The 20,781-nt window shown below is 40.8% G+C and carries 8 protein-coding genes; 7 read left to right on the top strand and 1 reads right to left on the bottom strand.

Annotation, left to right across the window (positions count from 1 at the left end; genetic code table 11):
• The first annotated feature begins 11 nt into the window (after window positions 1-11).
• On the top strand, window positions 12-5,117 hold the full coding sequence (locus tag Q0R88_RS25205) for a DUF4157 domain-containing protein (RefSeq protein ID WP_295721202.1): 5,106 nt from the start codon (window positions 12-14) through the stop codon (window positions 5,115-5,117).
• Window positions 5,117-5,674, top strand: a complete 558-nt coding sequence (locus tag Q0R88_RS25200) for a DUF1629 domain-containing protein (RefSeq protein WP_295721201.1) — start codon at window positions 5,117-5,119, stop codon at window positions 5,672-5,674. The genes Q0R88_RS25205 and Q0R88_RS25200 overlap by 1 nt, the downstream gene beginning before the upstream one ends.
• Window positions 5,675-5,677: 3 nt before the next feature.
• Here Q0R88_RS25200 and Q0R88_RS25195 read toward each other — a convergent pair whose 3' ends face one another.
• A complete protein-coding gene (locus Q0R88_RS25195; RefSeq protein WP_295721200.1) occupies window positions 5,678-6,460 on the bottom strand; it encodes a helix-turn-helix transcriptional regulator in 783 nt (260 codons plus the stop codon).
• A gap of 1,082 nt (window positions 6,461-7,542) precedes the next feature.
• On the opposite strand from Q0R88_RS25195, the gene Q0R88_RS25190 reads away from it, so the two are divergent.
• The 5 genes from Q0R88_RS25190 (at window position 7,543) to Q0R88_RS25170 (ending at window position 20,779) form a co-directional block, all read left to right on the top strand.
• Window positions 7,543-9,342, top strand: coding sequence for a DUF885 family protein (locus Q0R88_RS25190; RefSeq protein WP_295721199.1), 1,800 nt, complete (start codon window positions 7,543-7,545; stop codon window positions 9,340-9,342).
• A 48-nt stretch (window positions 9,343-9,390) separates the two neighbouring features.
• Window positions 9,391-10,830 carry an amino acid permease gene (locus tag Q0R88_RS25185; RefSeq protein ID WP_295721198.1) on the top strand — a complete coding sequence of 480 codons (1,440 nt, stop codon included), beginning with the start codon at window positions 9,391-9,393 and terminating at the stop codon, window positions 10,828-10,830.
• A gap of 181 nt (window positions 10,831-11,011) precedes the next feature.
• Window positions 11,012-15,178 carry a hybrid sensor histidine kinase/response regulator transcription factor gene (locus Q0R88_RS25180; protein WP_295721197.1) on the top strand — a complete coding sequence of 1,389 codons (4,167 nt, stop codon included), beginning with the start codon at window positions 11,012-11,014 and terminating at the stop codon, window positions 15,176-15,178.
• 739 nt (window positions 15,179-15,917) lie between these two features.
• Entirely contained in the window at window positions 15,918-19,136 is a 3,219-nt protein-coding gene (locus tag Q0R88_RS25175) for a TonB-dependent receptor (protein ID WP_295721196.1), read from the top strand.
• 20 nt (window positions 19,137-19,156) lie between these two features.
• Window positions 19,157-20,779 (top strand): RagB/SusD family nutrient uptake outer membrane protein, encoded by a 1,623-nt coding sequence (locus tag Q0R88_RS25170; RefSeq protein WP_295721195.1) that lies wholly within the window; start codon window positions 19,157-19,159, stop codon window positions 20,777-20,779.
• Window positions 20,780-20,781: the final 2 nt, after the last annotated feature.

Below are 20,781 nucleotides of genomic sequence, written 5' to 3'. Positions count from 1 at the left end.
AAAATATTTTAGTGAAGGAAAGTGCAGTTACTGAGCCCGTTTCTACCCCTGCTGCAATAGTTCAGCCACAAGGCTTGCAGCAACATGACGTATTACCTGTTGAAACCGGGTCCGGTTTATTTTTTCAGGCTAAGCTAAGTGTGGGGGCACCGGATGATCCGCTGGAAAAGGAGGCGGATGATACGGCTGATCATGTTATGCGTATGCCGGAGTCATCATTTATCCAGCGAAAATGCGCTCATTGCGACGAAGAAGAAAAGATCAATAGAAAGGAAATTACATCAACTCCACAATTGGTACAAAGGGACGGTGAAAATGGAGAAACTCCACAGCCACCAGCGCCAGCACCACAGCCACAACAAGCTACCCCGCCTGCTCCGCTTCCTTTTCATTTAATAAATCCTGCAGAACTTCAGCTGCGTGTACCTTCATTACCCCGAATTTCGCTTTTTCCAACAAGGCTGCCATCTACTGGGGTAACCACGCTTTCGATGTCAGGTTCTACTGCAATCGCTGCGCCGGCCAATGCTATTGATTGGTTTGCCATGAACCGCCCTTTTTGGAACAGGGGCGCCGGACAGATATCGGCCGGTGATTACAGTGCCATTGAAACCCATTGGAATTACTCCTTTCAATTTTTTCGCTCTATTGGTGCTTCTGCCGGCCATGCAACTTTCTTCTCAAATTTGCTTGTTCCCATGGCTATTGATTCTTCATTGCAAAGGGATAATCCCACCTGGTGGGAAACCACTGATCGTGAATTAGGCACATCATCAAAAATTATAAGTCCAACTTTACTTCGTTTTGATCTTGATAACCTTTTTGGTACCATAAGGCCCATCTGGGATCCGTCCAATCCATACCAGATCCAGCGGAAAAGTGAAGCATCAGCTCCCGGGGTTGCCAGTGAAAATACAACTTCTCAGATCAACTCTTCCAAAAATAGCGGTAGCCCGATGCCTGAACGTACCCAAAGCTTTATGGAAAGCAGGTTTGGGTATGATTTCTCAGATGTAAGGATACATACGGGTAATGATGCGGCAAATATGTCGCGCGATTTAAATGCCAAAGCATTTACAGTAGGCAATAATATATACTTTAACCATGGAAATTTTTCGCCGGATACATCTGAAGGAAAACAACTGCTTGCACATGAGTTAACCCATACCTTACAGCAGGGCGGAAGCAGTGTGAAAAAGAAACAGGTGCAGGGAAGTGTTTCCGAAAGCTTACGAACTAATCAAACGGAATCGTTTATTCAGCGAAAATCAAACCATGCTGAGACTGCACAGTTAGAAACAAGTTCCGCATCTCAAACCGAAATTAAGCCCGATGTTGTCGGCCAAAAAAACATAACCGGCTCGCACACGGGTTATGCCGCTCCGCCACCTGATAATACACCAGAAAAACCAACTTCACCCCAAAATATAAATATCCAAAAGAAAGAAGATTTTAGTAGCATGGGTAAATTCAGTACCCGAGCCAATTTTCTGCAATCACAAGCCATTCAAACAGATATTGAGCCAGGAAGCATCCCCGGGGTTAATTTCATCCAACGAAAATGCGCCGCCTGTGACCAGGAAGAAAAAATACAACGTAAAGAATCTACGGGATTTTCTGCTGCAATTCAGCAACCTCTGCCGGTTGCAGGTGTCAATAATATCTCAAATGCCCCCAAACAGCATATTCAGCGAAATGCCATTACTTCCGCATTGGGTAGTGCCTGGGATGCAACCGGTGGTAGAGTTGTATCCGCTGTAGGGGATGCGGCATCGAGTGCAATTGAGTGGGTTGAAGACCAGGCCGAGAGTATCATTGAAAGAATTGCTCCTGGTTTACTTGATTTTTTGAGGGGCGATATTATTGATAATATTAAGAATTTACTGGCGCGTGCTGTGGATGCTGCAACCGGTGGTTTATTCAGCAGGTTACAGGCTGAAGGTTTGCAGGGCATACTTGAGGATTTTATAAGCAGCTTGATTGATACCGTTTCTGGTGGTGTTGAACGGGGATGCCAGGCTTTTGCTGTACTGGCCCAAAAGATACTTGATTTTATAAGATCGCTTGGTGGTGCCGCCCTACAGCGCATCCGCGCTTTTTTTCAGCAGGTTGGCAGTTTGCTATCTTCTTTCTGGAACAACTTTGCCCTGCCAATATGGGATGCTATTAAGGCTGTGGCCGGTACCGTTTGGGAATGGATTACCAGTACGGCCGCCTGGTTATGGGAATTGATAAGGCCCATACGCGAAACTATTGCACGAGCCTGGAACTGGTTGATGCGGCAGTTTGGTATTGCCTGGCGGGCAGGGGGCTCTGTACTTGACTGGATAAAAGGAAAGGCAGAGCAAGCCTGGAACTGGCTGATGGAAGCCATAGAGCCAATTAAAACCCCGCTTATGGTTATTGGCGGTATATTGCTTATGCTATCGCCATTGGGGCCGGTTGTAGCAATAGGCGCCGGTGCCTATGCTATTTATCGTGGTGTTCAATGGGTTCGTGCCAATTGGAATAGTGAAGTTTTTGTTCGCTTCAGGGCATACCTGCAAGAAAATATTCTTGATGTAATAACCGCCGGAATTGAAACACTTAAAGATAATGTTGTTGGGGCCTTTAACTGGGTGGCAAATACATTACTATCACTGCAGGAACCAATAGTTACGCTTCTTGAAAATATTGGGACTATTGCTGTTTTCAGGTTTATACAGCGTGGTATTCAAAGTTTTGCAAACACCATTAGGCGGGTAGTAACCTGGGCCGGTGCAAGGCTTACCGAAATTGGGCACCACATTATTAACGTAGCCCGGGATATATGGGAGTTTATTCGCCCATATGCAGAAATTGTTGCCAAACTGGCTTTCCTGCTTATGAACCCATGGCTAATTCCTATTGTATTGGCAGCCTGGGCCTGGAGGGTATTACCAGATTGCTTTAAACCGCCTATCATCAATTTTGTGATCCAGATTATGATAAGTGCGTTGCAGAATTTGCCAAACTTTAAGCTCTTTGGCGATACCTGGCCAGGTGTTAAGTTACAAATTATTCAATTTTTGCAAAGAACCCTGGCAACTGAAGAAGAAGAAAAAGTTGCTGCTACAAATAGGGTAGCTCGTATGGTTTCGGAACTTGACCTGGAACTGATTAGTAATCAGATTCAAGCTGCGCGTTTAATGCCAGGGGAATTTGAAGGGCAAATGGAAGAAGAGCTTTTAGGAGCTGATTTAACAGCTCCATTACCATTTGAAAGAACTGAAGAGCCAACACTAATACAGCAGGTGCAATCATCAGGAGTTGAAAGTGAAATTGCTCCCGAGGATATGAGCTTATTCCAAAAAAGCACATATACCCAAAGTGATATAGACGTTGACCAGGTCGCGCCGCTTGAGCTTGAACCTGAACTGGTCCAATCGATTTTACGCAGGACCGGTAGTACTGGAGGCGAGGTGGAATTTGGCAATTCAACAGACGGTACAAGAACTGTTCATGATATATTGGGAGGAATGCTTCCGCAAGATGGAGCTTCAGGTGCCGGGGGGGCAGGTATTCCGGCCGTAGGAGCAGCCCCGGATTCGGGTGATGTTGCCCAACCTGTAGTTGATGCGGCTCCGCAAGGCCCTCCACTATCCCGCGAAGAAGAAACTGAAAGCCGACTCCAGGAAATGATGGCCCAGAGTGAGCAAAATATGCTTTCGCAGGCCTGTAACGCATCCCAGGAGCATGCGGGCGGACAGGCAGAGCCAGCAATAGCATTTCCAGAAGCTGCTAAATTTGGTCCGCTCAGCCGCGGTCAGCGTGCACGCTACACTTTAAACCAAATGTATACCGGTTTACGAAGGTGGTTTAACTGCAATAGCAGCTGGCTTATCCCAACTATTATTGGGACTATTGTATTACTGGTTGTTGCCGAAGTTTTAACCGGCGGCGCGGTTACTGCTGCATTACCTGTTATCATGGAAGCGATTACAACCATTATGATTGGCGTGGCTGTTGTAAGAGGAGCTTATTACCTTGGTGAATATGTTTATAAATCCATAGCTGGCGACATTATAGGAGCAGCAAAATCGTTAGCGCGTTCAATTGCTGTTGCTGCCGTTGAAGCCATTTTTGCTCTGCTTGGTAGTGATGCGTTTTGGAAATCATTAAAGTCTGGCGCGGCTGCTGTTGGGCGGGTAGTAGCGCGTGCCGGTCGTGCAATAGGGCGTGCTTTTCCAACACTTGGTAGGGCCGGAAGAGCCATCTTATCCTCCATTCACGCAGTTGTTGAAAGGGGCCGGTTGATTATGCGCGGAATAGGTGAGCGCGCCGGCAGAGGTATGAAAACGTTGGATGAATTTGCTGAAAGATTGTTTTCACGAGTTCGTTTTAGAAGGTTCAGGATCAGGTTTGAAAGGCGGAGGTTTCGGCTTGAAGGATACATTAATCCATGGATACTGCTGGCAACAGGCGATGTTGAATTTATTGAACAGGGCGAACTGCGCGTTGTAGGTGCAGCTGATGATACAGCAAGGTTAGGTGATGATGTATTTATACGCGGGGGAAGACAAAGAGGGATTGTTGTTGGGGTTGAAAGCAACCCGCGCCAGTTTATTGACGATATTAATTCCTTATCACAAAATGCCAGGAGAGACCTGCAGCGCGATTTACGACGGGCAGGGAACAGGCAGGCGCGTCGTGCTGTTATTGAGATGCGGGAGAGTACTGCCGAGCTTAGAAGGGGAATTGCAGGCTTGCAACCAGGTAGCTTCCAGGCTCACCATGTTATTCCCAGAGAGTTACGGACAACTTTTCAGGATTTGTTTGATAGGGTGATTCCGCCATTTAATATTGAAGATGGTTTGCGAAATGGCATCATGGTTCCGCCGGATGCTGCTACTTTAGCCGATGCAGTTTTAACCAACCCGAATGTTGCAACACAGTTTGGTAATAGTGCTTTTCACCTGGGATCGCACCCAAATTATACTTTACTGGTGGAAACAAGGTTAACTTCCATACGTTCAAGTTTGCATGCCGGAGCTATAACTCCAAGTCAGGCACGTGTATTAATAGATGATTTGATAAGAGATGCACGTGCAAGCATAAGAAATGGCGCAGGTGTGAGTTTAAATAACATAGTATTTTAATGATGGTTTACAAACAACTTTTACCCTGGGTAGATGAGGGCGTGTTAGAATTTAACGAGTTTGAATGCTCTGCCTCATTTAGTGAGAAAATGTATAAGGGAGTACCTATAAATGATGAGCCATCCCCAAAGGTTTTCATTAAAGACCCCTCCAAAAAGATACCCGATTTTTTATCCGGGATAGGAATGGTATTACCAGTTACTTCGGTTAAGGCTACAAACTTTTTTAAGGCATCAAGTGACGCAAAATTTATTCAGTTTATTAAACCTGAAATAATTAACTATGAAAAAAAGGATGAGTTCACTATTTTAAACATTTTGCAAGTACTTGACGCTTTAGATTGGGACAAATCAGATTATGACTTGTTTGATGAACCTGGTCCCCAAGGTAATAAAGTGATAAGGAAAATGAGAAAATTAATTTTAAAAGAAGATGTAATAAACGGAAGAAATATTTTTTACCTAAAGGAGTTTCCTGCTGTTGTTTATATATCTGAAGAACTTGAAAATGATATGATAAAATCCGGAATTAAGGATTTCAGAACCCTCCCTGTTTAAAAATCAAAGCATCCCATTTTTTACAGCCCTATCAACCAATTGTAAAATGTTTTTACAATTGGATCTGCTCAGCATGTTTCGCCGGTGATTATTGATGGTGTGGATACTTATATTAAGTTCCTCGGCTATCTCTTTACTTCCCAAACCTTTGCTGGCGAGTTTTAAAACATCAACCTCCCGTTTACTGAGTACATCATTGCTATCTTTTGAGTGGTAGCACTTATCTTCAATTACACACCTTTGTCCTTTTTCATCAAACTGCTCAATAAGATGGTTAATTTTTGAATCATTTTTAAAGTAAGTAATGTCGGTTAATGAATTAATTGATCCGATGGGTATCCGGTCATAATCGTTAAAAAGATAACGTGTTCGCTGAATTACAACAGACCAGGAGTTATTGAAATTTTTAATTCGGAAATTTGTAGTAAAAATATATTGACATTCATTATCCTTTAAATGGTGTGCTAAAAATGACATCTGATCTGGAAATATTTGCTCATTAAAAATGCTTAGATCTTCCTGGTTTCGGATTTCGTTTAAAAATGAGGGGGTTGTTTTAAATAGAAAATCTGAAGGATACCCAAGAAATTTATCCATGTTAAAAAGCCGGAAAGAATAAGTATGTTCTGTGTAATCAATAGAATATAAAGCAGAAGGGAATAAATCTTTGTTTAAAGATTCATGGTCAAATTGAGATAATTCTGGCACTTCGGGAAAGTGTGTCCCATTCCTTTTTCGGGAATACTTTAAAAAATCATAGTAGGATGATTGATAGTTATCTTTCATGGCGGGATGATTTATGTGAAGGTTGGTAGTCGTTTTTTAATAAGGAAAATATATTTGCTTGTTAATCCATATAAATTTATTTTAAGTAAATATAGGGTTGAAATCTTTTTTGGTTGAACGTATAAATACGCAAACTTCTGCGTAGTAGTACCTAAGTTCATAAATTCTTCTCGCAATGGCCAAACCATCATGATCTTCACATATTACTTAGCTGCTTTATATATAAAACGTACCAATAATGTTTTAACAACGTGGCACATCTTCATCTTTCAACATGACCGCTTACCGTATCTACGTTGATTATAGATGAATTAAAAAGATGATACTTTCACTGGAAGGGCTTTCAAACAATTGGTTCGGCTATTATCGTCTTATAAAATACATCTTTCAACGTGATATAATCCTTTAAATGGCGAAAGATATTAGTTATAATTAATTAGATTTTTAGGTTATGCAATTTAATAAAAAAAATACTCAAGGTCAATACCTGTTTTATGATATTTAACTGATTATTATTTAATTAACGTATTAGATTGGGGTTTTGGAACGTAATACGCAACTGGATTTCCAATTAGGAGAACGGTAATTGAAAACCCCCGATTTACAGATTTAAAATAGCTAAGCCCACATTGAAATCATTTTCAATGTGGGCTTAGCTATTTATGTAAAAAGCAATTTGGTTATGTAGTTAATTTGCCCGTCATCCATTATTGGATACGGGCTTTTTAATTTTAAGAGTAACAAACATTGAGATAGTTTCATATTAATCGTAACACGGACGATCATCACGCTTTTATAATGTATGCTTGAAATAGGCATAGGTTTAATTTTGATTATTGGTATTTTTTAAATATTTAATTATTCAGGAATAGAGCCTGAGATGGTGCTTTTTCTTCGATTTTGGGCCGTTCAACTACAGAAAATTAACAGATGATAGCAGCATTTTATCCGGTTAATGCCCGGTGTTGGTTATTAGAGTTAAGTAATTGTAAATTCAAAGAGGATTAGAATAAATCAAGAAGAAAGTTTTACAAAAATCATTTCAAAAAAGCAACGTTTACTTACCCTTTAATATTAAAATTGTGCCAACCGCGATAAAAAGATCACTTACACCTGTCATCGTATTATTCCTAACCATGTGTGCATTTGCAGTTAATGCGCAAACTGGTGCTTCTGCCACTAATCTTTATGAACAAACCAGCGAAATTGCAGGTAAAATAATTCAATACGGGCAGGATATTAATGCAATCAAAGATTTTTACTCGCCATATAACGTAAATGAGCATGCCGAAGATCAGTACAAAATGAATGTACTTAATTCGCCCGAACAGCGTAAAAGGCTGGTTGAGGTTAATAACGATTATTTAAAGCAACTGCAGCAAACAGATTTTGAGTCGTTGAGTATTTACGGCAAGGTTGATTACATATTACTTAAAAAGCGGATTGATTTTGAGTTGAATGATTTAAAAAAAGAAGAAGATAAGTATAACCAGGTAGCAAAATACCTTTCATTTGCTGATGATATTTACTTGTTAGAGAAAAAACGCCGCCGAGGTGATTTTGTGGATGGCGAAAAGGTGGCTGCCCAGCTTAACAGTATTCTTAAGCAACTCAAAGCAGATTCGGCAGTATATTCAAAACTTCCGGGTTTGGATATGCCATTGGCAAAAATTATCCGTGATGCCCTTATTGGTTTAAAAGGACGGTTAAAGGATTTTTATGGATTTTATAATGGATATGATCCCGCATTTACCTGGTGGGTGCCTGTACCGTATAAAGCCCTTGACGTGGCATTGTTGAAGTATAGTGAATTGGCAAAGCGTAAAGGCAAAATAAATACAACTCAAAAACCCGATAGCAGCGGCATAAAAGGCGTACCCATTGGCCGCGACGCGTTGATAAGCCAGTTGCAGGCAGAAATGATCCCTTACACACCAGAGGAACTGATAAAACTGGCTAACAAAGAATTTGCCTGGTGTGATAAAGAAATGCTGAAGGCCTCGCAGGAAATGGGCTACGGCAACGATTGGAAAAAAGCGTTGGAAAAGGTAAAGAATAGCTATGTGCCTGTGGGCCATCAGCCAGAATTAATTGTTAAACTATATAACGACGCTATAAGCTTTATTAAAGAGCGCGACCTGATAACCATACCACCACTTGCCGAAGAAACCTGGGGCATGGTTATGATGTCGCCCGAGCGCCAATTGGTTAATCCATTTTTTACCGGTGGAAAGGAGATCAGTATCTCTTATCCAACCAATACAATGGAGGCACAGGATAAGCTAATGAGTATGCGGGGCAACAACCCTTATTTTTCAAGAGGTACGGTACAGCATGAGTTGATTCCCGGTCATAACCTGCAATATTTTATGAATAGCCGTTATAAGGCCTACAGGCAGGATTTTACTACTCCCTTAGCTACCGAAGGCTGGGCCTTGTATTGGGAGTTATTGCTGTACGATAAGGGTTTTGCCAAAACGCCCGAGGAACGGGTTGGTATGCTGTTTTGGCGTATGCACCGCTGTGCCCGTATCATATTTTCTTTAAACTATCATTTAGGTAACTGGACACCGCAACAATGTGTTGACTTTTTGGTGGATAGGGTAGGCCACGAAAAAGCAAATGCCGAAGGCGAAGTAAGGCGCTCATTTGAAGGTGGATATAGTCCGCTTTACCAGGTGGCCTACCTGCTGGGCGGATTGCAGCTGATGGAACTGAAAAAGGAAATGGTTGATAGTGGCAAAATGACCTATAAGCAATTTCACGATGCTGTTATCAAGGAGAACCTTATTCCCATAGAAATGGTAAGAGCCACATTAACTAATCAGCCTTTAAAAAAGGATTTTACTACCAGCTGGAAATTTTACGATTTTAACAAGTAAGCATCAATATTTACTCCCCTAATTTTTTAACACAGATCAAAGTTTTGCATGGATACTAATACATTAGTTAAATCATCTACCACATTTAAACCATCGTTAAGATTAATTGATGCAACCATGCTGGTAGCTGGTAGCATGATCGGTTCGGGCATTTTTATTGTAAGCGCCGATATTACCCGTAATGTAGGCAGCGCGGGCTGGCTACTGTTTGTTTGGCTCATAACCGGTTTTATGACTCTTACAGCCGCACTTAGCTATGGCGAATTAAGTGCTATGTTCCCAAAAGCCGGCGGGCAATATGTTTACCTCAAAGAAGCATATAATCCGCTGGTAGGTTTTTTATATGGCTGGAGTTTTTTTACGGTTATTCAAACGGCAACCATAGCAGCCGTAGGTGTTGCCTTTGCAAAGTTTACAGCGTATTTAATACCGCAGCTTAGCGAAACACTGGTAGCCATTGATCTCGGCTTTATCACCATATCGCCTGCCCAGTTGCTTTCTATCCTGGTTATTGTACTGCTAACTTATATTAATACCCGCGGGGTAAATAGTGGTAAAATGGTTCAAACCATATTTACAATGGCCAAGCTGCTAAGTTTGCTGGGTTTAATTGTCTTTGGCTTATTCGCCGTAAAAGCGTCGGTATGGAATAGTAACTGGCAGAATGCCTGGAGCATGCACAGCTTAAAGGCCGATGGATCAATTGCATCTTATACTACCCTTGCCGCATTAGGTGCCATAGCCTCGGCCATGGTTGGTTCCATATTCAGCAGCGATTCATGGAACAACGTTACTTTTATTGCCGGCGAGATTAAAAATCCGAAAAGGAATATTGGTTTAAGTTTAGCTTTAGGTACATTAATAGTTACGGTTATTTATATTTTAACCAATATCATGTACACAGGTGTGCTGTCATTACATGATATTGCCACAGCAGATAAGGATAGGGTAGGTGTAACGGCATCACAACAGATATTCGGCAGTTCGGGTACAATTATTATAGCCCTGCTTATCATGGTATCCACTTTTGGTTGTAATAATGGACTCATCATGTCTGGTGCCCGCGTGTACTACTCCATGGCCAAGGATAAATTGTTTTTTAAACAAGTTGGTATACTCAATAAAAACTCGGTGCCGGGCTTTGGCTTATGGCTGCAGTGCATTTTTGCCTGTTTGTGGAGCCTTAGCGGTAAATATGGCGATCTGCTGGATATGATATCATTTGTGGTGGTAGTTTTTTACGTTTTAACCATTATCGGCATATTTATTTTGCGCAAAAAAATGCCCGATGCCGAACGACCTTACAAAGCCTTTGGTTATCCTGTTTTACCTGTAATTTATATCATCATGGGGCTGGCCTTTTGTTTGTTGCTTATCAAATATAAGCCCACTTATACATGGCCCGGTTTAATTATTACCCTTACCGGGATTCCTGTTTATTACCTGATAAGCAGAACTAAACAGCCAACGGATAGTAGGCCAATCTGATCACCGGTTAGCATCTGATTATAAACAAAACAATTATCATAAGTCCCTTTTTTAGCTTGACAGGTATTGTTATTCCCATAATTCACTAATATAATGAACAATAATTTTTTTACTATTACCTCGTTTTAATTCTATCTTTAAGGTTATTATACCTAATAACACAAACTTCTCCTAACGTTACATGAAGCCTAAGGCCCGGTTGTTGATCTTTTTGATGCAGTTGATTACGGCTGGCTTATTACATGCGCAAAATACTCAGTTCCAATTTTCGCATCTTGATTTAAACAGCGGCTTATCACACAGCTATGTTACTGCTATATTGAAAGATGATAAGGGATTTATGTGGTTTGGCACCGTCTCGGGTTTAAACAGGTACGATGGTTATAAATTTAAAATATTTAAACACGCTGCAAACGATACTACAACCATTAATGATGATTACATTTTAAGTATTACAGCCGGCCCGCAAAATAAGCTTTGGGTAGAAACCCGAAACGGTTTTAATATTTATGATCCAGTTACCGAAAAATTCAATCACGATGTTAACACCTACCTGCGGTCTATCGGCATTACCGATTACCATGTGGTATCTATAAAAAAAGATCGTTCTGGTAACTTCTGGTTTCTTAATCTTAATAAGGGCATTTACAAATACGACCCTAAAATCAATAAAACCATCCATCTAACGCATGCCGTCAACGATACCACATCTATAAATTCTGATGCGGTTTCTGATCTTGCACAGGACTCCAAAGGAAATCTATGGCTAACTTACGGTAGCGGCACACTTGAAAGGATGGATCCTAAAACGAACCGCGTAAATTACCGGTCGCGGATATTTCATGAGACGCCGGTTGGACTAAACTCATCCTATAAAATATTTATTGATAAGCAGGATGATATATGGGCGTTTGTACCTACGTATTCGGCAGGGGTATACTATATAAATATTAATAAACACATCTTTAAGCATATAGATAAAGGGAACGATCAGTTGCATCTGAACACAGATGTAGTATCAAGCGTGATACAGGATGATAAGCAAAGGATCTGGATAGCAACAGACCATGGCGGCATAAACATTTTAAATAAACAGGATTTTAAAATTCAATATCTCCTAAATCGTGAGGATAACCAAAAAGCTATAGGCCAAAACAGTATTACCCTGATGTACAAGGATAATACAGGCATTATATGGGTTGGTACATACAAAAAAGGGGTGGGGTATTACCATGAAAGTATTATCAAGTTTCCATTGTATACGCATCACATGGCCGATCCGTTTACTGATCCCCGCAGTTTAAGTTTTAGCGATATTAATTGCTTTGCCGAAGATAAAACAGGCAATATCTGGATAGGTACAAATGGGGGCGGCCTGATTTATTTCGACAGGAGGAACGGAACTTTTAAAACCTATTTGCACAGTGCAAGTAACTCCAACAGCCTTACCAATAACGTAATTGTGTGTTTGTATATAGATCATGATCAAAAGTTATGGATAGGGACTTATTTTGGCGGTTTGGATTATTTGGATGGCAACATATTTAAACACTACAAACATAACGATGCTGAGCCTGGCAGTATTTCGGAAGATAGGATTTGCGCTATAACAGAAGATGCCGCTCATAACCTGCTTGTTGGCACGCTTTCGGCCGGCTTTAATGTATTGAATCGCAAAACACAGCGTTTTACTCATTATGTTTATAATCAGCGCGAAAATGCAATTCACTCCAATTATGTAAGTAAACTTTTGATAGATAGGTTTCAAAACTTATGGGTGGTTACTTCTTACGGTGTTGATGTGCTGATGAAAAAAACTAACCAGTTTATACATTATGTGCATGACGAAAAAGACCCCAATAGCCTTATCAATAACAATACAAATAATATTTTCGAAGATACAGACGGCCTCATTTGGATAAGTACCCGCGAGGGTATAAGCATATTTGATTACAAAACCGGCAAGTTCACTAATGTTACCAAGGTTGATGGTTTACCCGACAATATGGTGATAGATATGCAGCAGTATAACAGAAACAACATTTGGGTTAGCACGCCCAATGGTTTATCCAGCATTTTTATTGATCGTTCGGCGGGCAAGCTAAAGTTTCATTTTGTAAACTACAATGAAACAGAGGGATTGCAGGGACGGGAGTTTACCGAAAATTCATCATTTAAAACCCGCGAAGGGGAATTGCTGTTTGGTGGAGGAAATGGTTTTAACCTGTTTAAACCTTCAAATATCCTCACCAATAAAAAGCAACCCGGATTGATATTTACCGATTTTCAGGTATTTAATAAGAGTTTAAATGTTGGTGAAAAAGTTAATGGCAAGGTTTTATTGCCAAAATCAATAACAATTTTAAAAGATCTTAAACTCAACTATGACGATAACGTATTTGCCATAGAGTTTGCTGCACTCAATTATTTTAACCCTGATAAGGTAAAATACCAGTATAAAATGCAGGGCTTTGATAAGGAGTGGATCAATGCTGATAATAAAATAAGAAAAGCCACCTATACCAACCTTGACCCCGGTGATTATACCTTTAAAGTAAGGGCAGGTGACAATGATAGCTGGAATAATAACGAACTAACTTTAAACATCAATATATCACCACCATTTTGGAAAACTACCTGGGCCTACATCATCTATATTGGCCTTACAGTCGGTTCAATATTATATTTAAGACGGCGCGGCATTCAAAAACTACGTGCGCAATTTTCTATTGAGAAAGAGCGCGAAGAAGCCCAGCGAATGCATGAGTTGGATTTGATGAAGATCAAATTCTTCACCAACGTTAGCCATGAGTTCCGTACTCCTTTATCGCTCATTATGGCGCCGGTTGATAAGATCCTTAAACAAATTAATGAGCCCGATGTACAGCGCCAGCTTATGTTGGTGAACCGGAATGCCAAACGTTTGCTCAACCTGGTTAATCAGCTGCTTGATTTCAGGAAGATGGAATACCAGGAATTAAAGCTGCATAAAATGAATGGTGATATTATTGGTTTTATAAAAGACCTTTCGTTTGCCTTTAATGATGTAGCTGAGCAAAAGAATATCTGCTTTGTATTTGATACGGAAATAGAAACGTACTTTACCAGTTTTGATCATGATAAGATAGAAAGGATCATGTTCAACCTGCTCTCAAATGCTTATAAGTTTACGCATGCGGGTGGGCAGGTAAGTGTTTTAATTAACCTGATAGATAAGGGAGAGGAAATAGGGAGTTTATTGGAAATAAGGGTTGTGGATACCGGAATAGGCATCGCGGCCGATAAGCTGGAAAAGATCTTTGATCCGTTTTTTCAGAATGATTTGCCGGGATCTATGCTTAACCAGGGGAGTGGGATAGGTTTATCAATAACCAAGGAGTTTGTAAAGCTTCATGAGGGCGAAATTTTTGTAGAGAGCGAGTTGAACCAGGGAAGTTGTTTTACGGTATTGTTACCGGTAGTTCAGTTAGATATTAGTGTTTTTACAGATACACTTTTAACGGTTGATCATACCAATGATTTTTTAGCAGAAAACACCCTGCAAAAGAATGATATTCATAAAGAGAACCGGGATGGCAAAAAGGCAACCATATTATTGGTTGAGGATAATGAGGATTTTAGATTTTATATTAAAGATAATTTAAAATCTACTTTTAATGTTATCGAAGCAGAAAATGGTAAAAAGGGATGGCAAAGGGCCTTGGCCCAACACCCCAATTTGATTGTGAGCGATATTAGTATGCCCGAAATGAACGGTATCGATCTTTGTTTAAAAATCAAGAATGATAAGCGTACTTCGCATATTCCTGTGATTTTACTAACTGCATTAACTGGCGAGGATCAGCAACTAAAGGGATTGGAAACCGGTGCAACGGATTATCTTACCAAGCCTTTTAACTTTGAGATATTGCAGTCAAAGATCAGGAATATATTGAGCCAGCAGGAAAGCATGCGCAAAACCTATACCAAGCAGGTGGAGGTAAACCCTACCGAAATGCATGTAGATTCGCCGGATGAGCTGTTTATTAAAAAAGTACTTATCCTCATTGACAACAATATCTCAAACCCCAACTTTTCTGTAGAGGAGCTTAGCAACGATGTTTTTGTAAGCCGGTACACTTTATATAAGAAAATATTAGCCATGACCGGTAAAACGCCTAATGAATTAGTACGTTCCATGCGTTTAAAACGGGCGGCCCAGCTTTTAGAGACAGGCCATTTAACAATCTCGCAAATTTGCCATAAAGTAGGTTTTAAAAGCCAAAAATACTTTGTGAAGATGTTTAAGGCCGAGTACAATACCATTCCATCCAAATACATTGAAGGGATGGAAGAAGTAGAGTCTTAAGTTATCGCTTCTACAATAAGAAAATTCCCAATTGATTAAGCGCTTAAGTTGAGTTGACGTTTTAAAAGGTTTGTCATCCTGAGGAACGAAGGATCTATTCGCAGACTGTACAGGGCGAAGAAGGATGGCGAATAGCAGATCCTTCACTCCGTTCAGGATGACAAAAAGGTTTTTACGAACACGTCGTGCTTCCGCGTATATTTCCCGGCAGTTCATAACTACAGCGCATTACTGGCATTGGCGGGAAATCCTCTTTTTCCGACGATTAATATTAGTGGTTAAATTCATGCCTGTAGTTGATACTATTATCTCACTTCAAAAAGTAATATCCTATTGGTATAGGTGCACATTTGTAACCTTTTAGAAGCTGCTTGTTGATTTATTTAAGGCTATATTTAATTAAGTAATTGATAGTCAACTACATGGGTGTGGTTGACATTTGTGCCCCTATTTATCCACAACCATACTTTGTTTACCATATAATTTTACCCTCAACAAAACGAATATTCAATAATTGCATTTAGCACATCAGTTGAATATTAAACCTGAAGAATCAGTTTTAAATTTTAGTAAAGGCGGTTTCCCCAAATTTTTGGTGGCTTAACTGTGGATGTCGATAGATTTTTTTCGGTCGGCATTTACCTTAACCTATAATCTGTTGCTGGCTTAAAAGAACGTGTTGTACCAATTAGCAAAACCAAAAATTAACAATAAATCAATTATCAACTAACCAATTATTATGCGAAAAATTCTACGAATAGCATTGCTGTTCATTTCCTTGATAGTGTGCGCCAGGGTATCGGCGCAAACCCAGGGAACAGTGATCAAAGGTACAGTAACCGACGAAAAAGATGTTACACTGCCGGGGGTAACAGTTACTGTAAAAGGTTCCCAGGCCAATGCCATTACTGATATTGACGGAAAATTTACCATCCAGGTGCCGGCGAACGGTAAAATACTCGTTTTTTCATTTATAGGGATGGAAAAACAGGAAGTTGCCATAGGGAACAAAAAAACGCTGAATATTAAACTGGTATCATCTTCAAAATCCTTATCAGAGGTAGTAGTAATCGGTTACGGTACCCAAAAAAGGGGAGATGTTAACGGAGCTATTTCTTCTATTACCGCTAAGGATATTGCTAACATCCCTCAACCAAGTGTTGATCAGATGTTGCAGGGAAAAGCAGCAGGGGTAACCATTACGCAAAACTCTGGTGGTCCGGGTAGTGCAACTTCGGTTCACATCAGGGGGATTACATCGTTTGGATCAAGTGAGCCATTATACGTTATTGATGGTGTTCCTGTACAGGGTGATGCCGGAAATTCGGGGACAAGCGGCCAATCGGTTCAACTAACCCGTACGGGTGGCGGTCAGGAAGAAACAGGTGTTAGTCCACTTTCTCTGATCAACCCCAATGACATCGAATCTATTGATGTGTTAAAGGATGCATCAGCAACCGCTATTTATGGTAGCCGTGGTGCAAATGGGGTAATTATCATCACTACCAAAAAAGGTAAAGCCGGTAGCGCCAAGATCAATTACGACGGATCATATGGGATTCAAAAACAAGGTAAGTTTATTGAAATGATGAACCTGAAGCAATTTGCTAACCTTGAAAATGTACTTGCCGATGCTTTTGGTACCACAAGGCGCGGGGAATTTGCCAACGCCGACAATTTGGGCCCCGGTACAAACTGGCAAAAAGCTATTTTTAAAAATGCACCTATGCAAACCCATAACTTATCAGTATCAGGAGCAAAGGATGGATTAGATTATTACATATCAGGGGGTTACTTTAAACAGGAAGGTACTATCATTGGCAGCGATTTTAATCGTTACTCTTTCCACACAACTGTTAACTCCCAGGTAAAAGATTGGTTTAAACTAGGCACAACCTTTAATGCAAGCCGTAGTAACCAAAATGTGGGTTTGGGCGAAAATACAGGTATTGTTTATTATGCATTGCTAAGTGCACCCGATAGCCCGGTATATAATGCTGATGGCAGTTTTGCCGGCCCGGCAGTTACTTCTGGTGGCTTGGTTCAGGGGCAGGTTAACCCGGTTCAGCAAGCTTTAAGTCTTACAAATACACTGTTGAGGAATAATATTCAAGGCAGTATTTACGGCGATCTGCGTTTTTTTCCAGGGCTTACTTTGCATTCTGAATTGAATGGAAATTTCAACTTTACTAAAGCCAAAACTTTTCAACCTACATATTCATACGGTTCAACAGGATCTGGTGCTGCATTTACAAATGCTACTGCGCGGTTAAATGAGTACAATACGGATGATACTTATTACAACTGGAAAGAGTTTTTAACTTACAACCATAACTTTGACCATAAGCATGATATTACAGTATTGGCAGGTCATGAAGTATGGGAATCAACCTATAATGGTGTTTCGGCCGGTATTTCTGGCTTTACTGCCGGTAATACGCTGCAAACATTGGGTTTAGGTACCCAATCGTCAGATCTCATAGGCGAAAATAAGGGCAGCACTGTAATGGAATCATGGCTTGCCCGTGGTATCTATACTTTTGATAACAAATACAGTGTTACCGCATCTATCCGTAGCGACCGTTCATCAAATTTTGCACCGGGGCATCAAACAGGGTATTTTCCTGGTGTTGCTGTTTCCTGGAGACTATCTGATGAAAAATTTATGGCAGGTATTAAACAATTTGCCGATAATATTAAAATCCGTGTAGGTTATGGTACTACAGGCAACTCCAATATTCCTGGTTACCGTTATGGTTCGGCAATTACACCTGTTAGCACAGGATTTGGTACAGGTTTTATTGTTGGTAACATTGCCAACCCTAACCTTACCTGGGAAACGGCCATCCAAAAAAATGCTGGTATTGATTTTAGCTTATTTAATAACCGCATAGACGGCTCATTTGATGTGTATCAAAAAACATCAAAAAACTTCCTTTTCCAACAACCATTGCCGGCATTTTTGGTGGGTGGTACTGCTGAGTACTCTGGTGCTGCTGTATTGCAACCGCCATATAAAAATGCAGGTGAGATAGAGAATAAAGGTTTTGAGTTCAGCATCAACAGCCATAACATACAAGGGCAGGATTTTAAATGGACTACTACTTTAATTTTCTCAAAATACACCAATAAAGTAGTTTCATTAAATGGATATCCATCACTTATTGGTAACGAAAATACCAGCTACATCAGCTTGCCTGTTACAAACACGGTAGTTGGCGGTCCAATAGGCGAGTTTTACGGTTATAAGGTTCAGGGCGTTATAAAAACTCCCGAGCAGTTATCTTACCTGGCTACACATCCTCAAAATGTTACAGGTGGTACTTCACCTGCTACCGTTACAAATGATCGTACGGTTGCTAACTCCATTTGGTTGGGTGATATTCAATACCAGGATACAAACCACGATGGCAAGGTTGATGGCACCGATCAAACAGCTCTGGGTAATCCAAATCCAACTTTTACTTATAGCATTACCAATACCTTTAACTACAAAGATTTTGATTTATCAATATTCCTGAACGGATCATACGGAGGCAAAATTTTAAATGCTTTACGTTATCAAACTGAAGGCTTATCAAGTCTTTACCAAAATCAAACAGCAGCGTCGGCCAACTTCTGGACTCCGGCCAATCCAAACTCAAACATTCCGGCACCACGTGCGGGTATAGCTAATAATAACCTCGTAATGTCTGATCGCTTTTTGGAGAGTGCTTCATTCCTTAGGATTCAAAACGTAAGATTGGGTTATAACTTACCGGCCAGGTTAGCACATTACGCAAAGCTTAATCACTTAAAAGTATACGTGAGCGGCCAAAATCTGTATGTATTTACCAAATACACTGGTCTTGATCCAGAAATTGGTTCATTAAACCAAAGTCCTATTCTACAGAATATTGATAATGGCCGTTACCCGATACCCCGTACCATCATTTTGGGGCTTAATGCTGAGTTTTAAATCTTAACAAAGGAATTGACATGAAAAAACATATAAAATATATTTTAAGTATGGCCACCCTGGCAAGCATTGCTGCTACAGGTTGCAAAAAAGAATTTTTTAACCGCCCGCCCGAAAGCCAGACAACAGTAGGCAGCTACTACCAAACCGCCGAGCAGGTAAAATCAAGTACCAATGCACTTTACGCAGCGCCGTGGTTTGGGTTTAATACAAAAGCAGGCTGGTCTATAAGTGAATTAGCCAGCGGCAACGGGCGTACTGGATCATCAGATGTTGTTGCGTTCGGTAACTTCTCGGTATCTAACGGTAACTTTGAATTAAGCGCCGCCTGGAATTCATTATTTACGGTTATTGCGCAATCAAATGCGTTGTTAAACAATTTGCCTGCCAACGTGCCATCGTCGGTACCTGCAAGCGTGGTAAATAATGCATTGGGCGAAGCGCGTTTGATGCGCGGCCTGGCTTACTTTTACTTAACCCGGTTATTTGGTAATGTTCCCTTGATTGAGAATCCGCTTGACCAGGTTAGCAATTTTCAAACGGTAAATACCAATCCTGTAACTGATGCTTATAAATTCATCATCAGGGATCTGAAATTTGCAGAAGCAAATTGCACGGTTGGCGTGGCCGGCACCGGCCACGTATCAAGTGGTTCGGCATCGGCGTTACTGGCAAAAGTTTACCTATATCAGCAAGATTATGCAAACGCCCGCCTTGAAGCCGAAAAGGTAATCAACAGCGGAGAGTTTCAGTTATTTGGGTTAGATATTGCCGGCCAAACTTTTGAAGATCTGTTCAAGATAGCTAACAATAACAACAAAGAATCGGTTATTGCCCTACAATGGCTTGCAAATGCGGGCTATGGCTTTGGAAATGCGGTACAGGCATCATTTGCATACAGCAGTGCAATTACCCAAACAGGAGACGGCTACGGGGTATTGGCTCCAAGTTTTGATTTGATAGATGCTTATGCAGCCAGTGCTGGCGATTTACGAAGGAAAGCCACCATTATGCTGCCGGGTGATTATTACACTTATTTAGACCAGGCGCAAGGCGGTTATACACTACCGGCTAACGCAAGCTCGCAGGGTACACATGCGCAGATCAAGAAATATGTAGTCGGTTCTCCCGCTGATAACGGCGGTAAAAGCGCATTTCAATCTACTGGCATGAATACCTATATTATGCGTTTATCTGATGTGTATTTAATTGCAGCGGAGGCAATATTAGGGCAATCGGCTGCTCCTGCAGTTGGTCACGGATTGGATACCACTGCAAGCACTACAGATGCAACAGCTTTAAAATATTATAACAAAATAAGGCAAAGGGCAGGTGTTCAGCAAAAAACTAAGATCACCTTCAGGGATATCATTAAAGAAAGGCGCCTGGAGTTTGCTATAGAAGGCGATTACTGGTACGATCTGTGCCGTTTAGATGGTTTCAATTCTAAAACTCACCAGATAGCCATTTCTATCATCAGCAAACAGGACAGGGGAGATTCAAGTACAGACACTCCACCGGTTAGGTATCACGATGGTACTTATACACCTAAGGATGCCGATTTCCTGTTCCCTGTTCCGGCAACAGAGGTAGCTGCAGATCCAAATTTAGTTAAAGAACCGGTTCCTTACGTATTCAAATAATC

This window comes from Mucilaginibacter sp., from assembly GCF_025362475.1.
Classification (GTDB): Bacteria; Bacteroidota; Bacteroidia; order Sphingobacteriales; family Sphingobacteriaceae; genus Mucilaginibacter.
Note: the sequence above shows the minus strand (reverse complement) of the source record. Positions and strands in the feature narration are given on the sequence as shown.

Bases quoted from the DNA above. Each gene is read 5' to 3' on its own strand.
- Q0R88_RS25200 (WP_295721201.1), top strand. From the start codon at position 5,117: ATGATGGTTTACAAACAACTTTTACCCTGGGTAGATGAGGGCGTGTTA.
- Q0R88_RS25175 (WP_295721196.1), top strand. From the start codon at position 15,918: ATGCGAAAAATTCTACGAATAGCATTGCTGTTCATTTCCTTGATAGTG.
- Q0R88_RS25170 (WP_295721195.1), top strand. From the start codon at position 19,157: ATGAAAAAACATATAAAATATATTTTAAGTATGGCCACCCTGGCAAGC.
- Q0R88_RS25180 (WP_295721197.1), top strand. From the start codon at position 11,012: ATGAAGCCTAAGGCCCGGTTGTTGATCTTTTTGATGCAGTTGATTACG.
- Q0R88_RS25185 (WP_295721198.1), top strand. From the start codon at position 9,391: ATGGATACTAATACATTAGTTAAATCATCTACCACATTTAAACCATCG.
- Q0R88_RS25195 (WP_295721200.1), bottom strand. From the start codon at position 6,460: ATGAAAGATAACTATCAATCATCCTACTATGATTTTTTAAAGTATTCC.